This is a genomic window from Dactylosporangium sp. NPDC005572, from assembly GCF_040605515.1.
In the GTDB taxonomy this organism is placed as follows: Bacteria; Actinomycetota; Actinomycetes; order Mycobacteriales; family Micromonosporaceae; genus Dactylosporangium.
Genome location: NZ_JBEXCY010000086.1, coordinates 1 through 16467 on the forward strand (window position 1 = coordinate 1; position 16467 = coordinate 16467).

At 70.0% G+C, this 16467-nt stretch carries 17 protein-coding genes; 15 read left to right on the forward strand and 2 right to left on the reverse strand.

The features are described from left to right. On the forward strand, window positions 1-312 hold a 312-nt coding region (locus ABZS66_RS32815), incomplete at its 5' end, for an anti-sigma factor (RefSeq protein WP_354764510.1). 46 nt (window positions 313-358) lie between these two features. Here ABZS66_RS32815 and ABZS66_RS32820 read toward each other — a convergent pair. Beyond that, the gene (locus ABZS66_RS32820; RefSeq protein WP_354764574.1) at window positions 359-1309 is read right to left on the reverse strand and encodes an aldo/keto reductase; all 951 of its coding nucleotides are present in this window, start codon (window positions 1307-1309) and stop codon (window positions 359-361) included. Between the two features lie 68 nt (window positions 1310-1377). On the opposite strand from ABZS66_RS32820, the gene mqnC reads away from it, so the two are divergent. Together mqnC and ABZS66_RS32830 are read left to right on the forward strand one after the other, a co-directional pair. Continuing rightward, window positions 1378-2589: a cyclic dehypoxanthinyl futalosine synthase gene (gene mqnC, locus ABZS66_RS32825; protein WP_354764512.1), complete on the forward strand. Its 1212-nt coding sequence runs from the start codon at window positions 1378-1380 to the stop codon at window positions 2587-2589. Further along, the gene (locus ABZS66_RS32830) at window positions 2586-3278 is read left to right on the forward strand and encodes a demethylmenaquinone methyltransferase (protein ID WP_354764513.1); all 693 of its coding nucleotides are present in this window, start codon (window positions 2586-2588) and stop codon (window positions 3276-3278) included. Before mqnC ends, ABZS66_RS32830 begins: the two co-directional genes overlap by 4 nt. Window positions 3279-3283: 5 nt before the next feature. Here the strand turns inward: ABZS66_RS32830 and ABZS66_RS32835 are convergent, their stop codons facing one another. Next, window positions 3284-4075 (reverse strand): hypothetical protein, encoded by a 792-nt coding sequence (locus ABZS66_RS32835; protein ID WP_354764515.1) that lies wholly within the window; start codon window positions 4073-4075, stop codon window positions 3284-3286. 396 nt (window positions 4076-4471) lie between these two features. Between ABZS66_RS32835 and ABZS66_RS32840 the strand changes: the two genes are divergently transcribed. The 12 genes from ABZS66_RS32840 (at window position 4472) to nuoK (ending at window position 16461) form a co-directional block, all read left to right on the forward strand. Beyond that, window positions 4472-5746, forward strand: coding sequence for a geranylgeranyl reductase family protein (locus ABZS66_RS32840; RefSeq protein WP_354764517.1), 1275 nt, complete (start codon window positions 4472-4474; stop codon window positions 5744-5746). A 149-nt stretch (window positions 5747-5895) separates the two neighbouring features. Further along, entirely contained in the window at window positions 5896-6261 is a 366-nt protein-coding gene (locus ABZS66_RS32845; RefSeq protein WP_354764519.1) for an NADH-quinone oxidoreductase subunit A, read from the forward strand. A gap of 3 nt (window positions 6262-6264) precedes the next feature. Then, window positions 6265-6936, forward strand: a complete 672-nt coding sequence (locus ABZS66_RS32850) for an NADH-quinone oxidoreductase subunit B family protein (RefSeq protein ID WP_354764521.1) — start codon at window positions 6265-6267, stop codon at window positions 6934-6936. A gap of 74 nt (window positions 6937-7010) precedes the next feature. Further along, on the forward strand, window positions 7011-7631 hold the full coding sequence (locus tag ABZS66_RS32855) for an NADH-quinone oxidoreductase subunit C (RefSeq protein ID WP_354764576.1): 621 nt from the start codon (window positions 7011-7013) through the stop codon (window positions 7629-7631). Beyond that, window positions 7628-8944, forward strand: coding sequence for an NADH-quinone oxidoreductase subunit D (locus ABZS66_RS32860; protein ID WP_354764523.1), 1317 nt, complete (start codon window positions 7628-7630; stop codon window positions 8942-8944). Before ABZS66_RS32855 ends, ABZS66_RS32860 begins: the two co-directional genes overlap by 4 nt. Then, window positions 8944-9729: an NADH-quinone oxidoreductase subunit NuoE gene (gene nuoE / locus ABZS66_RS32865; protein ID WP_354764525.1), complete on the forward strand. Its 786-nt coding sequence runs from the start codon at window positions 8944-8946 to the stop codon at window positions 9727-9729. Before ABZS66_RS32860 ends, nuoE begins: the two co-directional genes overlap by 1 nt. Then, window positions 9729-11051: an NADH-quinone oxidoreductase subunit NuoF gene (nuoF, locus tag ABZS66_RS32870; protein ID WP_354764527.1), complete on the forward strand. Its 1323-nt coding sequence runs from the start codon at window positions 9729-9731 to the stop codon at window positions 11049-11051. Before nuoE ends, nuoF begins: the two co-directional genes overlap by 1 nt. Beyond that, window positions 11051-13504: an NADH-quinone oxidoreductase subunit G gene (locus ABZS66_RS32875; protein ID WP_354764529.1), complete on the forward strand. Its 2454-nt coding sequence runs from the start codon at window positions 11051-11053 to the stop codon at window positions 13502-13504. The genes nuoF and ABZS66_RS32875 overlap by 1 nt, the downstream gene beginning before the upstream one ends. Continuing rightward, window positions 13501-14841: an NADH-quinone oxidoreductase subunit NuoH gene (gene nuoH, locus ABZS66_RS32880; protein ID WP_354764531.1), complete on the forward strand. Its 1341-nt coding sequence runs from the start codon at window positions 13501-13503 to the stop codon at window positions 14839-14841. The genes ABZS66_RS32875 and nuoH overlap by 4 nt, the downstream gene beginning before the upstream one ends. 5 nt (window positions 14842-14846) lie before the next feature. Continuing rightward, window positions 14847-15395, forward strand: a complete 549-nt coding sequence (gene nuoI / locus ABZS66_RS32885; protein ID WP_354764533.1) for an NADH-quinone oxidoreductase subunit NuoI — start codon at window positions 14847-14849, stop codon at window positions 15393-15395. Continuing rightward, window positions 15392-16165 (forward strand): NADH-quinone oxidoreductase subunit J, encoded by a 774-nt coding sequence (locus ABZS66_RS32890; protein ID WP_354764535.1) that lies wholly within the window; start codon window positions 15392-15394, stop codon window positions 16163-16165. Before nuoI ends, ABZS66_RS32890 begins: the two co-directional genes overlap by 4 nt. After that, window positions 16162-16461 (forward strand): NADH-quinone oxidoreductase subunit NuoK, encoded by a 300-nt coding sequence (nuoK, locus tag ABZS66_RS32895; protein ID WP_190254991.1) that lies wholly within the window; start codon window positions 16162-16164, stop codon window positions 16459-16461. The genes ABZS66_RS32890 and nuoK overlap by 4 nt, the downstream gene beginning before the upstream one ends. Window positions 16462-16467 lie beyond the last annotated feature (6 nt).

Sequence of the window (16467 nt, forward strand, 5' to 3'; positions counted from 1 at the left end):
CTGGCGGCCGCGGACGCGCGGCTGGTCACCAAGGACGTGGCCGGCGGCCGGGTGACGATGGTGCTCTCGCCCTCGCGTGACGCGGCGGTCGCCGTGCTGGAGGACATGCGCCGGCCGGGCGACGGCAAGGCGTACCAGCTGTGGATGATCGACTCGTCCAACAACGCCAGGCCGGTCGGTCTGTCGGCCCTCGGCAAGGGCCGTTTCTACATCGACAAGCTGGAGCCGCAGTTCGGCATCACGATAGAGCCGGAAAAGGGCTCGAACGCGCCGACGCTGCCGCTGGTCGAGAGGCTCGACCTGCCGCTGTGATGCGCTGACGGCCGCACCGATCCTTCCGGGTCGGTGCGGCCGGCGCTCAGGCGTTGTCGAGCAGGTCCTCCAGGGCGGCCAGGTCGTCCGCCGTCGGCTCCCAGGAGCCGGCGGCGACGTTGGCCTTCACCTGCTCGGCCGTGGTGGCCCCGGCGATCACGCTGGCGACCGTGGGCTTGGCGGCCAGCGCGCCGATCGCGAGCGTCAGCACGTCGACACCCCGCTCCTGGGCGAACCCCTCGATCCGCTCGATCGTGTCCCACGGCGCCTCGGCCAGCACCTTGGCGAACCCGACCCGGTCGAGGCGGGAGCCGACCGGCGCCGACTCGCCCCGGCGGTACTTGCCGGTGAGCAGCCCCATCGCCAGCGGGAAGTACGGCAGCAGGCCCAGCCCGAACTTCTCCAGCGCCGGCACCAGATCGTGCTCCGGCGCGCGGTGCAGCAGGGAGTAGCGGTTCTGGGCGCTGACGAAGGGCGTCAGGTGGCGGGTCTCGGCGGTCCAGGCCGCGTCGGTGGTCTGCCAGCCGGTGAAGTTGGAGTGCCCGATGTACCGCACCTTGCCCGCCCGCACCAGGTCGTTCAGCGCGTCGAGGGTCTCCTCGATCGGCGTGGCCCGGTCGGGCGCGTGCAGCTGGTAGAGGTCGATGTAGTCGGTGCCCAGGTTGCGCAGCGACGACTCGACGGCCCGCGCGATGTAGCGCCGGCTGCCGCGGGCGCCCCAGTCCGGCCCGTAGGCGCCGCGGACGTCCATGCCGAACTTCGTCGCCACGATCACCTCGTCGCGGCGGCCGCCGAGGGCGGCGCCGAGCACCCGCTCCGAGTCGCCGGGGGAGTTGCCGTAGACGTCGGCGGTGTCGAACAGCGTGACGCCGAGCTCGAGCGCGGCGCTGACGACCTCGTTCGCGCGGTCGGCGTCGATCCGCCCGCCGAAGTTGTTGCAACCGATCCCGACGACCGAGACGGTGAGCCCGGACCTGCCGAGGCGGCGATAGCGCATATCAGTCACTCCCGTGATCCTAGGCACGCCCGGTCGCCGGGGCTCACCCGCTGGGTACGCTCTGGGATGTGACGGAGACACCGGCGATCAGCGAGATCCTCCAGCGTGCGGCCGACGGCGGCCGGATCAGCCCGGAGGAGGCGCTGCTGCTCTACACCGAAGCGCCGTTCCACGAGCTCGGCGAGGCCGCCGACACCGTGCGCCGCCGGCGTTACCCGGACAACATCGTCACCTACATCATCGACCGCAACATCAACTACACGAACGTCTGCGTGACGGCGTGCAAGTTCTGCGCGTTCTACCGGGCGCCGAAGCACGCCGAGGGCTGGACGCACGGCACCGAGGAGATCCTGCGCCGGTGCGCGGAGGCGGTCGACCTCGGCGCCACGCAGGTGATGCTGCAGGGTGGCCACCACCCCGACTACGGCGTCGAGTACTACGAGGAGCTCTTCTCCGCCGTCCACACCGCCTACCCGGACCTGGTCATCCACTCCATCGGGCCGTCCGAGGTGCTGCACATGGCCAAGGTGTCGGGCGTCTCGATCGAGGAGTCGATCAACCGGATCAAGGCGGCCGGCCTGGCCTCGATCGCCGGTGCGGGCGCCGAGATGCTGCCCGCCCGCCCCCGGAAGGCGATCGCGCCGCTCAAGGAGTCGGGCGAGCGCTGGCTGGAGGTCATGGAGACCGCGCACCGGCTGGGCATCTCGTCGACGGCGACCATGATGATGGGCACCGGCGAGACCAACACCGAGCGGATCGAGCACCTGCGGATGATCCGCGACGTGCAGGACCGGGCGGTCGCCGGCAACTACGCGGGCAGCTTCCGCTCCTTCATCCCGTGGACCTACCAGCCGGAGAACAACCACCTGAAGGGCCGCACCCAGGCCACCAGCCTGGAATACCTGCGCCTGGTGGCCGTCGCCCGGCTGTTCTTCGACAACGTGGCCCACCTCCAGTCGTCGTGGCTGACGACCGGCAAGGACGTCGGTCAGGTGTCGCTGCACCTCGGCGTCGACGACCTCGGCTCGATCATGCTGGAGGAGAACGTGATCTCCTCCGCGGGCGCCCGTCACCGCTCCCGCCTCACCGAGCTGGTGCAGATGATCCGCGACGCCGACCGCATCCCGGCGCAGCGCGACACCGAATACCGCCACATGCGCGTCCACTGGACGCCCGAGGACGACCCGACCGACGACCGGGTGCAGTCGCACTTCTCGTCGATCGCCCTGCCCGGCGGCGGCACCGGCCGCTCCCTGCCCCTGACGGCGGTGAACTCATGACCCGCGCCTCGCTGGAGAAGGAGCCGCACGAGGTCGCGGCCATGTTCGACGGCGTCGCCCGCCGCTACGACCTCACCAACACCGTGCTCTCCGGCGGCCAGGACCGCATCTGGCGCCGCGAGACCCGGCTGGCCCTCGGCCTCAAGCCGGGCGAGCGGGTGCTCGACCTCGGCGCCGGCACCGGTGTGTCGACGCTGGAGCTGGCCAAGTCGGGCGCCTTCGCCGTCGGCGCTGACCTGTCGGTCGGCATGCTGCAGGCCGGCCGGGAGAAGCGCCCGACGGTGCCGCTGCTGGCCGCCGACGCGCTGCAGCTGCCGTTCGCGGACGAGACCTTCGACGCGGTGACGATCTCGTTCGCGCTGCGCAACATCCAGGACCCCGACGCCGCCCTGCGCGAGATGGCCCGGGTGACCAAGCCGGGCGGACGGCTGGTGGTCTGCGAGTTCAGCCACCCGACCTGGCGGCCCTTCCGCGCCGCCTACATGGGCCCGGCCCTGAAGGTGCTGCCGCAGGTGGCGAAGCGGGTGTCGAGCAACCCCGACGCCTACGTCTACCTCGCCGACTCGATCCGCGCCTGGCCCGACCAGGAGAGCCTGGCGGGGCGCATCGGCGCGAACGGCTGGCGCAAGGTGGCCTGGCGCAACCTGACCGGCGGCGTCGTGGCCATGCACCGCGGCTTCCGGATCTGACCCGGCTACCACCTGACTGAGCCCAGCCGGTCGAGGCTGGCCCGCAGCTCTGCCACGAACTCGTCGGGACGTGTGGTGAGGTCGTGCCAGGTGATTTCCGACACGCTCCAGCCCTCGGCCGCCAGCCGGGTGCGGCGCTCCTCCCGCATCGCCTCCGGCAGTGCGGCGGGATCGCGCTTGAGATCCAGCAGCAGTTTCACCTCGGGGAACACCAGGTCGCCGAGGCCGATGAGGCCCCAGCGGTCCTTGATCGGCAACTGCTCCTGCCAGCCCCAGATGCCGGCGTGCCGCAGCAGCTTCCTGATCAGGCGCAGCGTCGCCTGCTCCTCGCCGTGGGCCGCCTGCCGTAGCAGCCGGACCAGCCGCGGGGTGCCGTGGCGGCCCGTCGCCGCGCGGATGCGCCCGGCCAGCTCGGGGATCGTGATCCAGCTCTCCTCCAGGGATTTGGCCAGAACCGCCCGGGCCACGGCGTCGGGTAGCAGGCGGGCGCAGTCGTAGACGGTGCGCGGGACGCTCGTGACCGTGGCGCCGTCGACCGTGCAGACGTCCTCCAGCGCCGGTTGCTCGTACAGCACCTGAATCCCGCGCCGCCGGACCCGCTGCGGGTGGGTCATCACCACGGTCTCGTCGCTCGGCACCGTGATGCCGTGCCAGCGGGCGGCCGACGGCCCGGCCAGGACCGCGCCCGGCAAGGCCAGGAGCGAGGCTCTGTCGCGAACTGTCGGGGTGATCTCCCGCCCGCGGTCGGTGAAGACGTCGCGCACGACGCTCACCCAGTCGCCGTCCCGGATTCTCATCCTGATTCGGTAGGCGCTGTATCCGCAGGTCACGGCCTGGATCCGGGTGAAAAGTCCGTGCTGGACCCCGGCGTGTTCATCGAGCCGGTCGCGGCCCGGCTGTCCGGCGTTCATGATGACCGAGGATCGTCACGCCGTTGCCAGCTGTCGATCCGGAGAAATTTCCTGTGGATAACCCGGGCCCATGATCTCTATTTGTCCGGCGAAACGCCCATCGATCAGGGGCGCTGTCGTCCGAAGTGACGATCTAGGTGACCGGTCTGGGTGAGAAATTAGGGTCGCCTAACTGACACTGCGCGACCTCACGGTTCTAGACTCCCCCCGAGGGACTTTGTGAAGACTTTCACGAGCCCCCAAAGACCGAAGCACGAGAACGGGCAAGGAGGTGTGACGGCTGTGACCGACACCGGGAACGACGCGGATGTCATCGTCGTCGGCGCCGGACCTGGCGGCTCGTCCGCCGCGTTCCACCTGGCCCGCCACGGCCTGCGCGTGCTGCTGCTGGAGAAGACCGAGTTCCCGCGCGAGAAGGTCTGCGGCGACGGGCTGACGCCACGCGCGGTCAAGCAGCTCATCAAGATGGGCATCGACACCACCGAGGACAAGGGCTGGCTGCACAACCGCGGCCTGCGCGTCATCGGTGGCGGCATCCGGCTGGAGCTGGACTGGCCCGACCTCGCGAGCTTCCCCGACTACGGGCTGACCCGCACGCGCATGGACTTCGACCAGATGCTCGCGACGGCCGCGACCGACGCCGGCGCGATCCTGCGCACGGGCACCAACGTCAGCGGCCCGATCCTCGACCGCACCGGCCGCGTGGTCGGCGTGACCGCCACCGGGCCCGACAAGGAGCCGCTGGAGTTCCGTGCGCCGCTGACCATCGCCGCCGACGGCGTCTCGGGCCGGTTCGCCCTGGCCCTGGGCATCGCCAAGCGCGAGGACCGCCCGATGGGCGTCGCGGTCCGGCAATACTTCCGCAGCGAGACCCGCCACGACGACGACTACCTCGAGTCCTGGCTGGAGCTGCGCAGCCGCGAGTCGGGCGACAAGCTCCTGCCGGGTTACGGCTGGATCTTCGGCCTCGGTGACGGCCGGGTCAACGTCGGCCTCGGCGTGCTCAACAGCAGTGTGGCCTACGGCAAGACCAACTATCGCCAGCTGCTGACCGACTGGGTCGACAACACGCCGGCCGACTGGGGTCTGTCCGACCCGGCCAATGCCGAGGGCAAGCCGCAGGGCGCCGCCCTGCCGATGGGCTTCAACCGGGTGCCGCACTACTCCCGGGGCGTGCTGCTCGTCGGCGACACCGGCGGCATGGTCAACCCCTTCAACGGCGAGGGGATCGCCTACGCGATGGAGTCCGGCGAGCTGGCGGCGGAGATCGCCGTCCAGGGGCTCGCCCGGCCTCAGGGCACCGCGCGGGAGCGTGCGCTCGCCCACTACCCGGCCGAGCTCAAGGCCCGCTACGGCGGCTACTACCGGCTCGGCAACATCTTCGTGAAGCTCATCGGCCAGCCGCAGATCATGCGGGTGGCCACCAAGCACGGCATGCCACACCCCACCCTCATGCGATTTGTGCTCAAGCTGCTCGCCAACCTCACCGATCCCCGCGGCGGAGACGCGATGGACCGCGTGATCAACGCGATGACCCGCCTAGCACCGGCCGCCTGACCGCAAACGCACAGCCCAAGGCCGCATTTGGGGTGCCCCCGGACGAAGCCGTCCGGACATCACCGAATAGTGTTAAACCGCATACAGCTTGAGTGGTCCCGACCGGGCAGACGGCCGCGTCGGGCTCGCCGAAAGGACGGAGCAGCACGATGTCGCTCGCGCCGTACGTACCGATCCTCGGGCTCTTCGCCCTCGCCGCAGCCTTCGCGCTGTTCTCGGTGGCGGCGGCCCCCTTCGTCGGGCCGCGCCGCTACAACAAGGCGAAGCTCGACGCCTACGAGTGCGGCATCGAGCCCACTCCCCAGCCTGTGGGCGGTGGGCGCTTCCCGGTCAAGTTCTATCTGACCGCGATGCTGTTCATCGTCTTCGACATCGAGATCATCTTCCTGTACCCGTGGGCCGTGAACTTCGACGCGCTCGGCCTCTTCGGGTTCGTGGAGATGGTGCTGTTCATCGTCACCGTGTTCGTCGCGTTCGCCTACGTGTGGCGCCGCGGCGGGCTGGATTGGGACTGAGCCATGGGCATCGAGGAAAAGGTACCGACCGGCGTCCTGCTGACGACCGTCGAGAAGCTTGTCAACTGGTCGCGGAAGGCCAGCTTCTGGCCCGCCACCTTCGGCCTGGCCTGTTGCGCCATCGAGATGATGGCGACCGGCGCCGCGCGCTACGACCTGGCGCGCTTCGGCATGGAGGTGTTCCGGGCCAGCCCGCGCCAGGCCGACCTGATGATCGTCGCCGGCCGGGTGAGCCAGAAGATGGCCCCGGTCCTGCGCCAGATCTACGACCAGATGCCCGACCCCAAGTGGGTGCTGTCGATGGGTGTCTGCGCCTCCAGCGGTGGCATGTTCAACAACTACGCGATCGTCCAGGGCGTGGACCACGTCGTCCCCGTGGACATGTACCTGCCGGGCTGCCCGCCGCGGCCGGAGATGCTCATCGACGCGATCCTGCGGCTGCATGACAAGGTCATGGCCGAGCCGCTGGGTGACCGGCGCCGCCGCATGATCGAGGCGCGGGTCGAGCGCGAGGGGGCCCCCGTCGTGGCGCCGGGCGCGATGCCGTCGAGCTACCGCTTCGACAAGGCCAAGCGCGCCGAGTGGATCAAGGCCGCGGCCCAGGGTCGCGAGGAGCAGCTGCGCATCCAGAAGTGGATGGAAGAGCGGGCGAACCTGTCCGGAGGTACGAAGTGACTGAGGTTGAGCCGGTCGGCGCCGAGCCGGGTGCCCCCGCGCAGCAGCCGCCGTCGGGCGGCGCCGGGCGAGGCATGTTCGGCGTCCAGGGCACCGGCGACACGTCGGGCTTCGGCGGCCTGCGCCGCCGCCGGGCGGTCGACGTCGACTCCCCGCGCCCGTTCGGCGGCGAGTTCGACGAGGTCGTCGACGCGCTCGAGGAGGCCTACCCGGGCTTCAACGACGCGATCGAGCGGATCGTCGTCGACCGCGGCGAGCTGACGCTGCACATCGTGCCCGAGCGCATCGCCGAGGTCTGCCAGTCGCTGCGCGACGACCCCGCCCTGCGGTTCGAGCTGCTCTCGTCGGTCTCCGGCGTCGACTACCTCGGCTCCGACGTGCGCCGCCTCCACGCGGTGTACCACCTGACGTCGCTGACCTTCCGCCGGCGCATCCGGCTGGAGTGCGCGATCACCGCCGACGACCCGCACCTGCCGAGCGTCACCCAGGTCTACCCGACCGCCGACTGGCAGGAGCGGGAGACGTACGACATGTTCGGCATCGTCTTCGACGGCCACCCCAACCTGACGCGGATCCTCATGCCGGACGACTGGGAGGGCTTCCCGCAGCGGAAGGACTACCCGCTCGGCGGCGTGCCGGTCGAGTACAAGGGCGCGGAGATCCCACCGCCGGACCAGCGGAGGAGTTACCAGTGACCACCGACTACGCGAGCTCGCGCGAGACCACCGAGGGCCGGGTCTTCACGGTCACCGGTGGCGACTGGGACACGGTCGTCAACGAGGCCGGCTCCGAGGAGCGCATCGTCGTCAACATGGGGCCGCAGCACCCGTCGACCCACGGTGTGCTCCGGCTGGTGCTCGAGCTGGAAGGCGAGACGGTCACCGAGGCGCGCACCGTCATCGGCTACCTGCACACCGGCATCGAGAAGAACCTGGAGTTCCGCAACTGGACCCAGGGCACCACGTTCGTCACCCGCATGGACTACCTGGCGCCGATCTTCAACGAGACCGGCTACTGCATGGCGGTCGAGAAGCTCCTCGGCATCGAGGACCAGATCACCGACCGGGCCACGACCATCCGCGTCCTGATGATGGAGCTCAACCGGATCTCGTCGCACCTGGTCTGGCTCGCCACGACCGGCATGGAGCTCGGCGCCCTGTCGATGATGATCTACGGCTTCCGTGAGCGGGAGTACATCCTCGACATCTTCGAGATGGTCTCCGGCCTGCGGATGAACATGGCCTACGTGCGGCCCGGCGGCGTCGCGCAGGACCTGCCCGACGAGGCGGTCGTGAAGATCCGCGAGCTCCTGGGCTGGATGCCCGACCGCATCGACATGTACGAGGACCTGCTGTCCGGCAACACGATCTGGCGCGAGCGCACGCAGGGCGTCGCCGTGCTCGACGTGGCCGGCTGCCTGGCGCTGGGCATCACCGGCCCGGTGCTGCGCTCGGCCGGCCTCGGCTGGGACATCCGCAAGCAGCAGCCGTATCTCGGCTACGAGACCTATGACTTCGACGTCCCGACCGAGCCGACGGGCGACGCGTGGGGCCGCTACAAGGTCCGGCTCAACGAGATGCGCGAGTCGCTGAAGATCGTCCGGCAGGCGATGGACCGCCTGGAGCCGGGCCCGATCATGATCGCGGACAAGAAGATCGCGTGGCCCGCCCAGCTGGCCATCGGCGGCGACGGCCTCGGCAACTCGCTCGAGCACGTCGCGAAGATCATGGGCCAGTCCATGGAGGCCCTGATCCACCACTTCAAGCTGGTGACCGAGGGCTTCCGGGTGCCGGCGGGCCAGGTCTACGTGCCGATCGAGGCGCCCCGCGGCGAGCTCGGCGTGCACGCGGTCTCCGACGGCGGCACGCGCCCCTTCCGCGTGCACTACCGCGAGCCCAGCTTCGTCAATCTGCAGGCGATTCCGGCGATGGCCGAGGGCGGGCTGCTCGCCGACGTCATCGTGGGTGGCGCCTCGCTCGACCCCGTCATGGGTGGGTGTGATCGTTAATGGTGTTCAGTGAGCTCACGCGCGACCGTGCGCGGCAGATCATCGCGCGCTATCCCGAGGGCCGGTCGCGTTCGGCGCTGCTGCCTCTGCTGCACCTGGTGCAGTCCGAGGAGGGCTACGTCTCGCCGGACGGCATCTCGTTCTGCGCGGAGGTGCTCGGCCTGACCAAGGCCGAGGTCGGCGCGGTGGCGACGTTCTACACCATGTACAAGCGCAAGCCGACCGGCGACTGGCTGGTCAGCGTCTGCACCAACACCATGTGCGGCGTGCTCGGCGGCGACAAGGCCTACCAGGCGCTCAGCGACTACCTCGACGTCGGCCACGACGAGACCACTGCCGACGGCAAGATCACGCTGGAGCACGCGGAGTGCCTCGCCGCCTGCGACTACGCGCCGGTCATGACGGTCAACTACGAGTTCTTCGACCAGGTCAACGCGGACAGCGCGCTGACCCTGGTGAAGCAGCTGCAGAACGGTGAGCGCCCGCAGCCCACGCGCGGCACCCGGCTCTGCACGCTCAAGGAGATGGCGGTCCAGCTCGCCGGCTTCGCCGATGACCGCGGTGACGACGTCATCGCCGACGGCCCGGCCGGCGGCCCGACCCTCGCCGGCAACCGGCTCGCCGAGCGCTTCGGCATCGCCGTCCCGGGCTTCGACCCGGCGACACCGATCGCCAAGAAGGCGGAGACGCCGCCCCCCGCGGCGCCCGCGTCCACGCCGAAGCCCGCCTCGGACGCCAAGCCGGCCGGCGACGGACCGCTGCCGCAGAAGGAGGCGAAGGCCTGATGACGCTCGACTACCAGCCCTCGCAGGAGTCGCTGTCCAAGCTGACGCCGGTGCTCACCAAGCGCTGGCTGGCTCCCGACGCGTGGAAGATCGACGTCTACGAGCGGCTCGACGGCTACACCGGACTGCGCAAGGCGCTCAAGGCCCACCCCGACGAGCTGATCCAGCTGGTCAAGGACTCGGGCCTGCGCGGCCGCGGCGGCGCCGGCTTCCCGACCGGCATGAAGTGGGGCTTCATCCCGCAGAACGACGGCAAGCCGCACTACCTCGTGGTCAACGCCGACGAGGGCGAGCCGGGCACCTGCAAGGACCTGCCGCTCATGATGGCCGACCCGCACGCGCTGGTCGAAGGCGTGATCATCGCGTCGTATGCCATCCGGGCCAACTTCGCCGCGATCTACATCCGCGGCGAGGCGGTCCACGCGGCCCGGCGCCTGCGCGCCGCGGTCGAGCAGGCGTATGCGAAGGGCTACCTGGGCACCAACATCCTGGGCAGCGGCTTCGACCTGGACCTCGTCGTCCACAGTGGAGCCGGCGCGTACATCTGCGGCGAGGAGACCGCGCTGCTGGACTCCCTCGAGGGGTTCCGTGGCCAGCCCCGCCTCCGCCCGCCGTTCCCGGCCACGCACGGCCTCTACGCCTCGCCCACGGTCGTGAACAACGTGGAGACGATCGCGAGCGTGCCGTACATCGTGCTCGGCGGCTCGGCCTGGTTCCGCAGCATGGGCACCGAGAAGTCGCCGGGCCCGAAGATCTACTCGGTCTCCGGCCGGGTCAACAACCCGGGCCAGTTCGAGTGCGGCCTCGGCGTCACGCTGCGGCAGCTCATCGACCTGGCGGGCGGCATGCAGCCGGGCCACGAGCTGAAGTTCTGGACGCCGGGCGGCTCGTCGACGCCGATGCTGACCGACGAGCACCTCGACACGCCGATGGACTTCGAGGGCATGGCGGGCGTCGGCACGATGCTCGGCACCACCGCCGTCCAGGTCTTCTCCGACCAGGACGACATCGTCTACGCGACGTACCGGTGGATCGCCTTCTACCACCACGAGTCCTGCGGCAAGTGCACCCCGTGCCGCGAGGGCAACTACTGGATGGTGCGGATCCTGCACCGCATCCTCGCCGGCCAGGGCACCCATCGGGACCTCGACACCCTGCTGGACGCCTGCGACAACCTCCTGGGCCGCTCGTTCTGTGCACTCGGCGACGGCGCGACCAGCCCGGTGACGTCCTCGATCAAGTACTTCAAGCAGGACTACCTGGACTACATCGAGGGCCGCAAGGCGCCGATGTTCAAGGGCGAGCTGGTAGGAGCCCACTGATGACCGACGTGGTTCCCAAGGTCGACACGGTCAAGCTGACCATCGACGGCATCGAGGTCGAGGCACCCAAGGGCGCTCTCGTCATCCGCGTCGCCGAGCAGATGGGCATCTCGATCCCGCGCTTCTGCGACCACCCGCTGCTCGCCCCGGCCGGCGCCTGCCGCCAGTGCCTGGTCGACATCGAGGGCCAGCGCAAGCCGGTGGCGTCGTGCACGCAGCCGGTGGCCGAGGGCATGGTGGTGCACACCCAGGTGACCTCCGACGTGGCCAAGAAGGCACAGGAGGGCATCATGGAGTTCCTCCTGATCAACCACCCGCTCGACTGCCCGGTGTGCGACAAGGGCGGCGAGTGCCCGCTGCAGAACCAGGCGATGAGCAACGGCCAGGCCGAGTCGCGCTTCGTCGAGCACAAGCGGGAGTACCCGAAGCCGCTGCCGATCAGCACCCAGGTGCTGCTCGACCGTGAGCGGTGCGTGCTGTGCCAGCGCTGCACCCGGTTCTCCGACGAGATCGCCGGCGACAAGTTCATCGACCTGATGGAGCGCTCGTCCAACGAGCAGATCGGCGTCTTCCGGGGCGACCCCGACTCGCCGACCGCGGACGCGCCGTTCAACTCGTACTTCTCCGGCAACACCATCCAGATCTGCCCGGTCGGGGCGCTGACCAGCTCGCAGTACCGCTTCCGTGCCCGCCCCTTCGACCTGGTCTCCACGCCGAACGCGTGTGAGCACTGCGCGGCCGGCTGCGACCAGCGGGCCGACCACCGCCGTGGCAAGGTCATGCGCCGCCTGGCCGGCGACGACCCGGCGGTGAACGAGGAGTGGAACTGCGACAAGGGCCGCTTCGCGTTCCAGTACGTCAACGCCAACGACCGCCTGACCACCCCGCTGGTGCGCGACGCCAAGACCGGTGAGCTGCGCACGGCGAGCTGGCCCGAGGCGCTGTCGGTCGCCGCGGCCGGCCTGCGGGCCGCCAAGGACAACGGCGGCGTCGGCGTGCTCGCCGGCGGGCGAGTGACCCTCGAGGACGCCTACGCGTACTCGAAGTTCGCCCGCGTGGCCCTGGGCACCAACGACATCGACTTCCGCGCCCGGCCCCTGTCGGCGGAGGAGACCGAGTTCCTCGGCTCCCACGTCGTCGGCCGCGCCGACGTGACCTACGCCGACATCGAGCAGGCACCCGCGGTGGTCTTCGTCGGGCTGGAGCCCGAGGAAGAGTGCCCGATCATCTTCCTGCGGGCCCGCAAGACGTACCTCAAGCGCGGCCTGCCGAGCTTCGCGGTCGCGCCGTTCGTCAGCCGCGGGTTCGAGAAGCTCGGCACCACCGTGCTGCTCACCGCCCCGGGTGCCGAGGCGGAGGTGCTCGGCACGTCCGAGCAGCTGCGCGAGGCACTGTCGGCTGAAGGCGCGATCCTGTTCGTCGGCGAGCGGCTCGGCAACGTCGAGGGCGGCCTGTCCGCCGCGGCGCAGCTGGCCGAGTCGACCGGCGCGCGGCTCGCGTGGGTCCCGCGCCGGGCCGGCGACCGCGGCGCGGTCGAGGCCGGCGCCCTGCCGACGCTCCTGCCCGGCGGCCGCCCGGTCTTCGACCCGGCGGCGCGGGCCGAGCTCGCTCAGGCGTGGAACCTCGACGCGGGCGTGCTGCCCAGCGCCTCGGGCCGCGACACCGACGCGATCATCGCCGCCGCCCGCGAGGGCCGGCTCGGCGCGCTCGTCGTCGGCGGCGTCGACCCCAACGACCTGTCCGACCCGGCGGGGGCCGAGGAGGCCCTCGACAGGGTCGGTTTCGTGGTCAGCCTGGAGCTGCGCGCGAGCGCGGTGACCAAGCGGGCCGACGTGGTGTTCCCGGTCGCCGCGGCGGTCGAGAAGACCGGCTCGTACGTCAACTGGGAGGGCCGGGTCCGCCCGTTCGGCACCGTGCTCAAGACCCAGGCGATGAGCGACGCCCGCGTGCTCGACACGCTGGGCCGTGAACTGGGCGTCGACCTCGGCGTCAGCGACGTCGCCGCGGTGCGCACGCAGCTGGCCGGGCTCGCCTCGCTGCCGATGCCGGGCGCCGACGCGGTCGGCACGGGCGGCACGGCGCGCGGCGCGGCCCCGGCGGTCACGCCCGGCGCGGTCCGCCGGCTGGCGAGCGGCCAGGCCATCCTCGCCTCCTGGCACCACCTGATCGACAACGGCTCGCTGCAGGACGGCGACGGCCACCTGGCCGGCACGGCGCGCCCCGCGGTGGTCCGGATCTCCAAGAGCACCGCGTCTGACCTCGGTGTGGTCGACGGCGACGCGGTGACGGTCGGCACCGACCGGGGTGCGATCACCCTGCCGGCGCTCGTCACCGACATGGTCGACGGGGTCGTGTGGATCCCGACGAACTCACCAGGCTCGACGCTGCGCCGCACGCTCGGCGTGACGGAGGGTGCGCTGGTCGAGATCAGCACTGGGGGTGCAGCGAAGTGAACTACACCAACCTCGACCAGTTCGGCAAGGACCCGTGGTGGCTGGTGCTCGCGAAGGTGGTCATCATCTTCGCGTTCCTGGTCGTCATGACGCTCTTCGCCATCTGGTACGAGCGCCGGGTCGTCGCCCGGATGCAGGTCCGGCCCGGCCCGAACCGCAACGGCCCCTTCGGTCTGCTGCAGTCGCTCGCCGACGGCCTGAAGCTGGCGTTCAAGGAAGACATCATGCCGAAGATGGCCGACAAGGTCGTCTTCTTCTTCGCGCCGGTGATCTCCACGATCTGCGCGTTCACCGCCTTCTCGGTGATGCCGTTCGGCCCCACGGTGTCGGTCTTCGGCAACTGGACGCCGCTGCAGCTCACCGACATCCCGGTGGCCGTGCTGCTGGTGCTCGCCTGCTCGTCGATGGGCATCTACGGCATCGTGCTCGGTGGCTGGGCCTCCGGCTCGACGTACCCGCTGCTCGGTGGTCTCCGCTCGAGCGCCCAGATGATCTCGTACGAGGTGGCGATGGGCCTGTCCATCGTCTCCGTCTTCCTGGTCTCCGGCACCATGTCGACCTCGCAGATCGTCGAGGCCCAGGCCGGCAACGGCACGGTGAGCATCGGCGGCTGGACGTTCGACGCCCCGGCCTGGTACGCGATCCTGCTCATCCCGAGCTTCATCATCTACTTCACGTCCGCGGTCGGTGAGACCAACCGCGCGCCGTTCGACCTGCCCGAGGCCGAGTCCGAGCTGGTCGGTGGCTTCCACACCGAGTACTCGTCGCTGAAGTTCGCGCTGTTCTTCCTGGCCGAGTACATCAACATGGTCACCGTCTCGGGCCTGTGCGCCACGCTGTTCCTGGGCGGCTGGCGCGCCCCGTGGCCGATCTCGATCTGGGACGGCGCGAACACCGGCTGGTGGCCGGTGCTCTGGTTCACCATCAAGGTGCTGCTCCTGCTGTTCGTCTTCATCTGGCTGCGTGGCACGCTGCCGCGGCTGCGGTACGACCAGTTCATGCGCTTCGGCTGGAAGGTCCTGATCCCGGCCAACCTGGTCTGGATCCTGGCCCTGTCGGGCGTGCGCCTGCTCCAGAAGGACAACATCAGCACCGGCAGCCGGGTCGGCGTGATCATCGGGATCGTGGCGCTGGTGGTGCTGGTCCTGGTGATGGTCGGCATGCAGCGCGGCCGCAAGGACGTGCTCGCCGACGTCCCGAAGCCGGACCCCGGCGGTCGGGTCGGCGGCAAGGACGGCTTCCCGCTGCCGCCGATGAACCTCGAGGTGCCGCCGAGCCCCCGGGCCAAGCGCGTGATCGTCGAGCGGGAGCCCGTCTCGACCAGCAAGGAGAGCTGAGAGACATGAGCATCGGTGGGACTCTGAAGGGCTTCGGGGTCACCTTCTCGCACATGTTCAAGAAGGTGGTCACCGAGGAGTACCCGGAGAAGCGCAAGCCTCCGGCGCCGCGGTACCACGGACGCCACATCCTCAACCGCTGGCCGGACGGGCTCGAGAAGTGCATCGGCTGCGAGCTGTGCGCGTGGGCGTGCCCGGCGGACGCGATCTTCGTCGAGGGCGCCGACAACACCGACGACGCGCGCTTCTCGCCGGGTGAGCGCTACGCCCAGACGTACCAGATCAACTACGCCCGCTGCATCTTCTGCGGCCTGTGCATCGAGGCCTGCCCGACCCGCTCGCTCACCATGAGCAACGAGTACGAGCTGGCCCGGGACAACCGGCGGGACCTGATCTTCACCAAGGAGCAGCTGCTCGCGCCGCTGCTGCCGGGGATGGAGCGCCCGCCGCACGCCATGCGCCTCGGCGACACGGAGAAGGACTACTACGTCGGCGCGCTGGAGAACCCGGGCACCTCGGCCGGTGCCGAGCGCTACAAGGGAGTCCACTCGTGAACACCTCGCTGCAGCTGCTGGCCGCGGCCGGTGACGTGAAGGGCGGCGAGGCCGTCGCCTTCTGGATCCTCGCCCCGTTCGCGGTCATCGGCGCCATCGGCATGGTCTGGGCCCGCAACGCCGTCCACTCGGCGCTGTTCCTGGTGATCACCATGCTCTGTCTGGGCGTGTTCTACGTCCTGCAGGCCGGCCCGTTCATCGGCATGGTGCAGATCATCGTCTACACCGGCGCCATCATGATGCTGTTCCTCTTCGTGCTCATGCTGGTCGGCCGCGACTCGTCCGACTCGCTCATCGAGACACTGCGCGGGCAGCGGCTGGCCGCCATCGCCATGGGCGTCGGCCTCGCGCTGCTGCTCGGCATCGGGCTGTACCGCGCGCTCGGCGACAGCGCCCCGCAGGGCCTGACCGAGGCCAACGCGGCCGGCAACGTGATCGGCATCTCGCGTCTGCTGTTCACCAAGTACGTCTTCGTCTTCGAGGTCACCTCGGCGCTGCTGATCACGGCGGCGGTGGGCGCGATGATCCTGGCCCACATCGAGAAGCGCAAGGAAGACAAGATCAGCCAGCCGCAGCGCATGGTGGCGCGGTTCCGCCCGGGCAACTACCCGGCGCCGAAGCCCGGCCCCGGCGTGTTCGCCAGCTCCGACTCGGTGGCGACGCCGGCCCGCCTGCCCGACGGCACCCCGTCGGACCGCAGCATCTCCAAGATCCTCCCGACCCGGGAGTTGACGTCCGCCGACGTCGCACCAAAGGGGACCGAGAAGTGACTCCGACGTACTACATCGTCCTCGCGGCGATCCTGTTCACGATCGGCGCGGTGGGCGTGCTCATCCGGCGGAACGCGATCGTGCTGTTCATGTGCATCGAGTTGATGCTGAACGCGGCCAACCTCGCGCTGGTCACGTTCAGCCGGATCAACGGCACGCTCGACGGGCAGATCATGGCGTTCTTCGTCATGGTCGTGGCGGCGGCCGAGGTCGTCGTCGGCCTGGCGATCATCATGTCGATCTTCCGGACTCGACGCTCTGCCAGCGTCGACGACGCGAACCTGCTGAAGTACTAAGGAGCG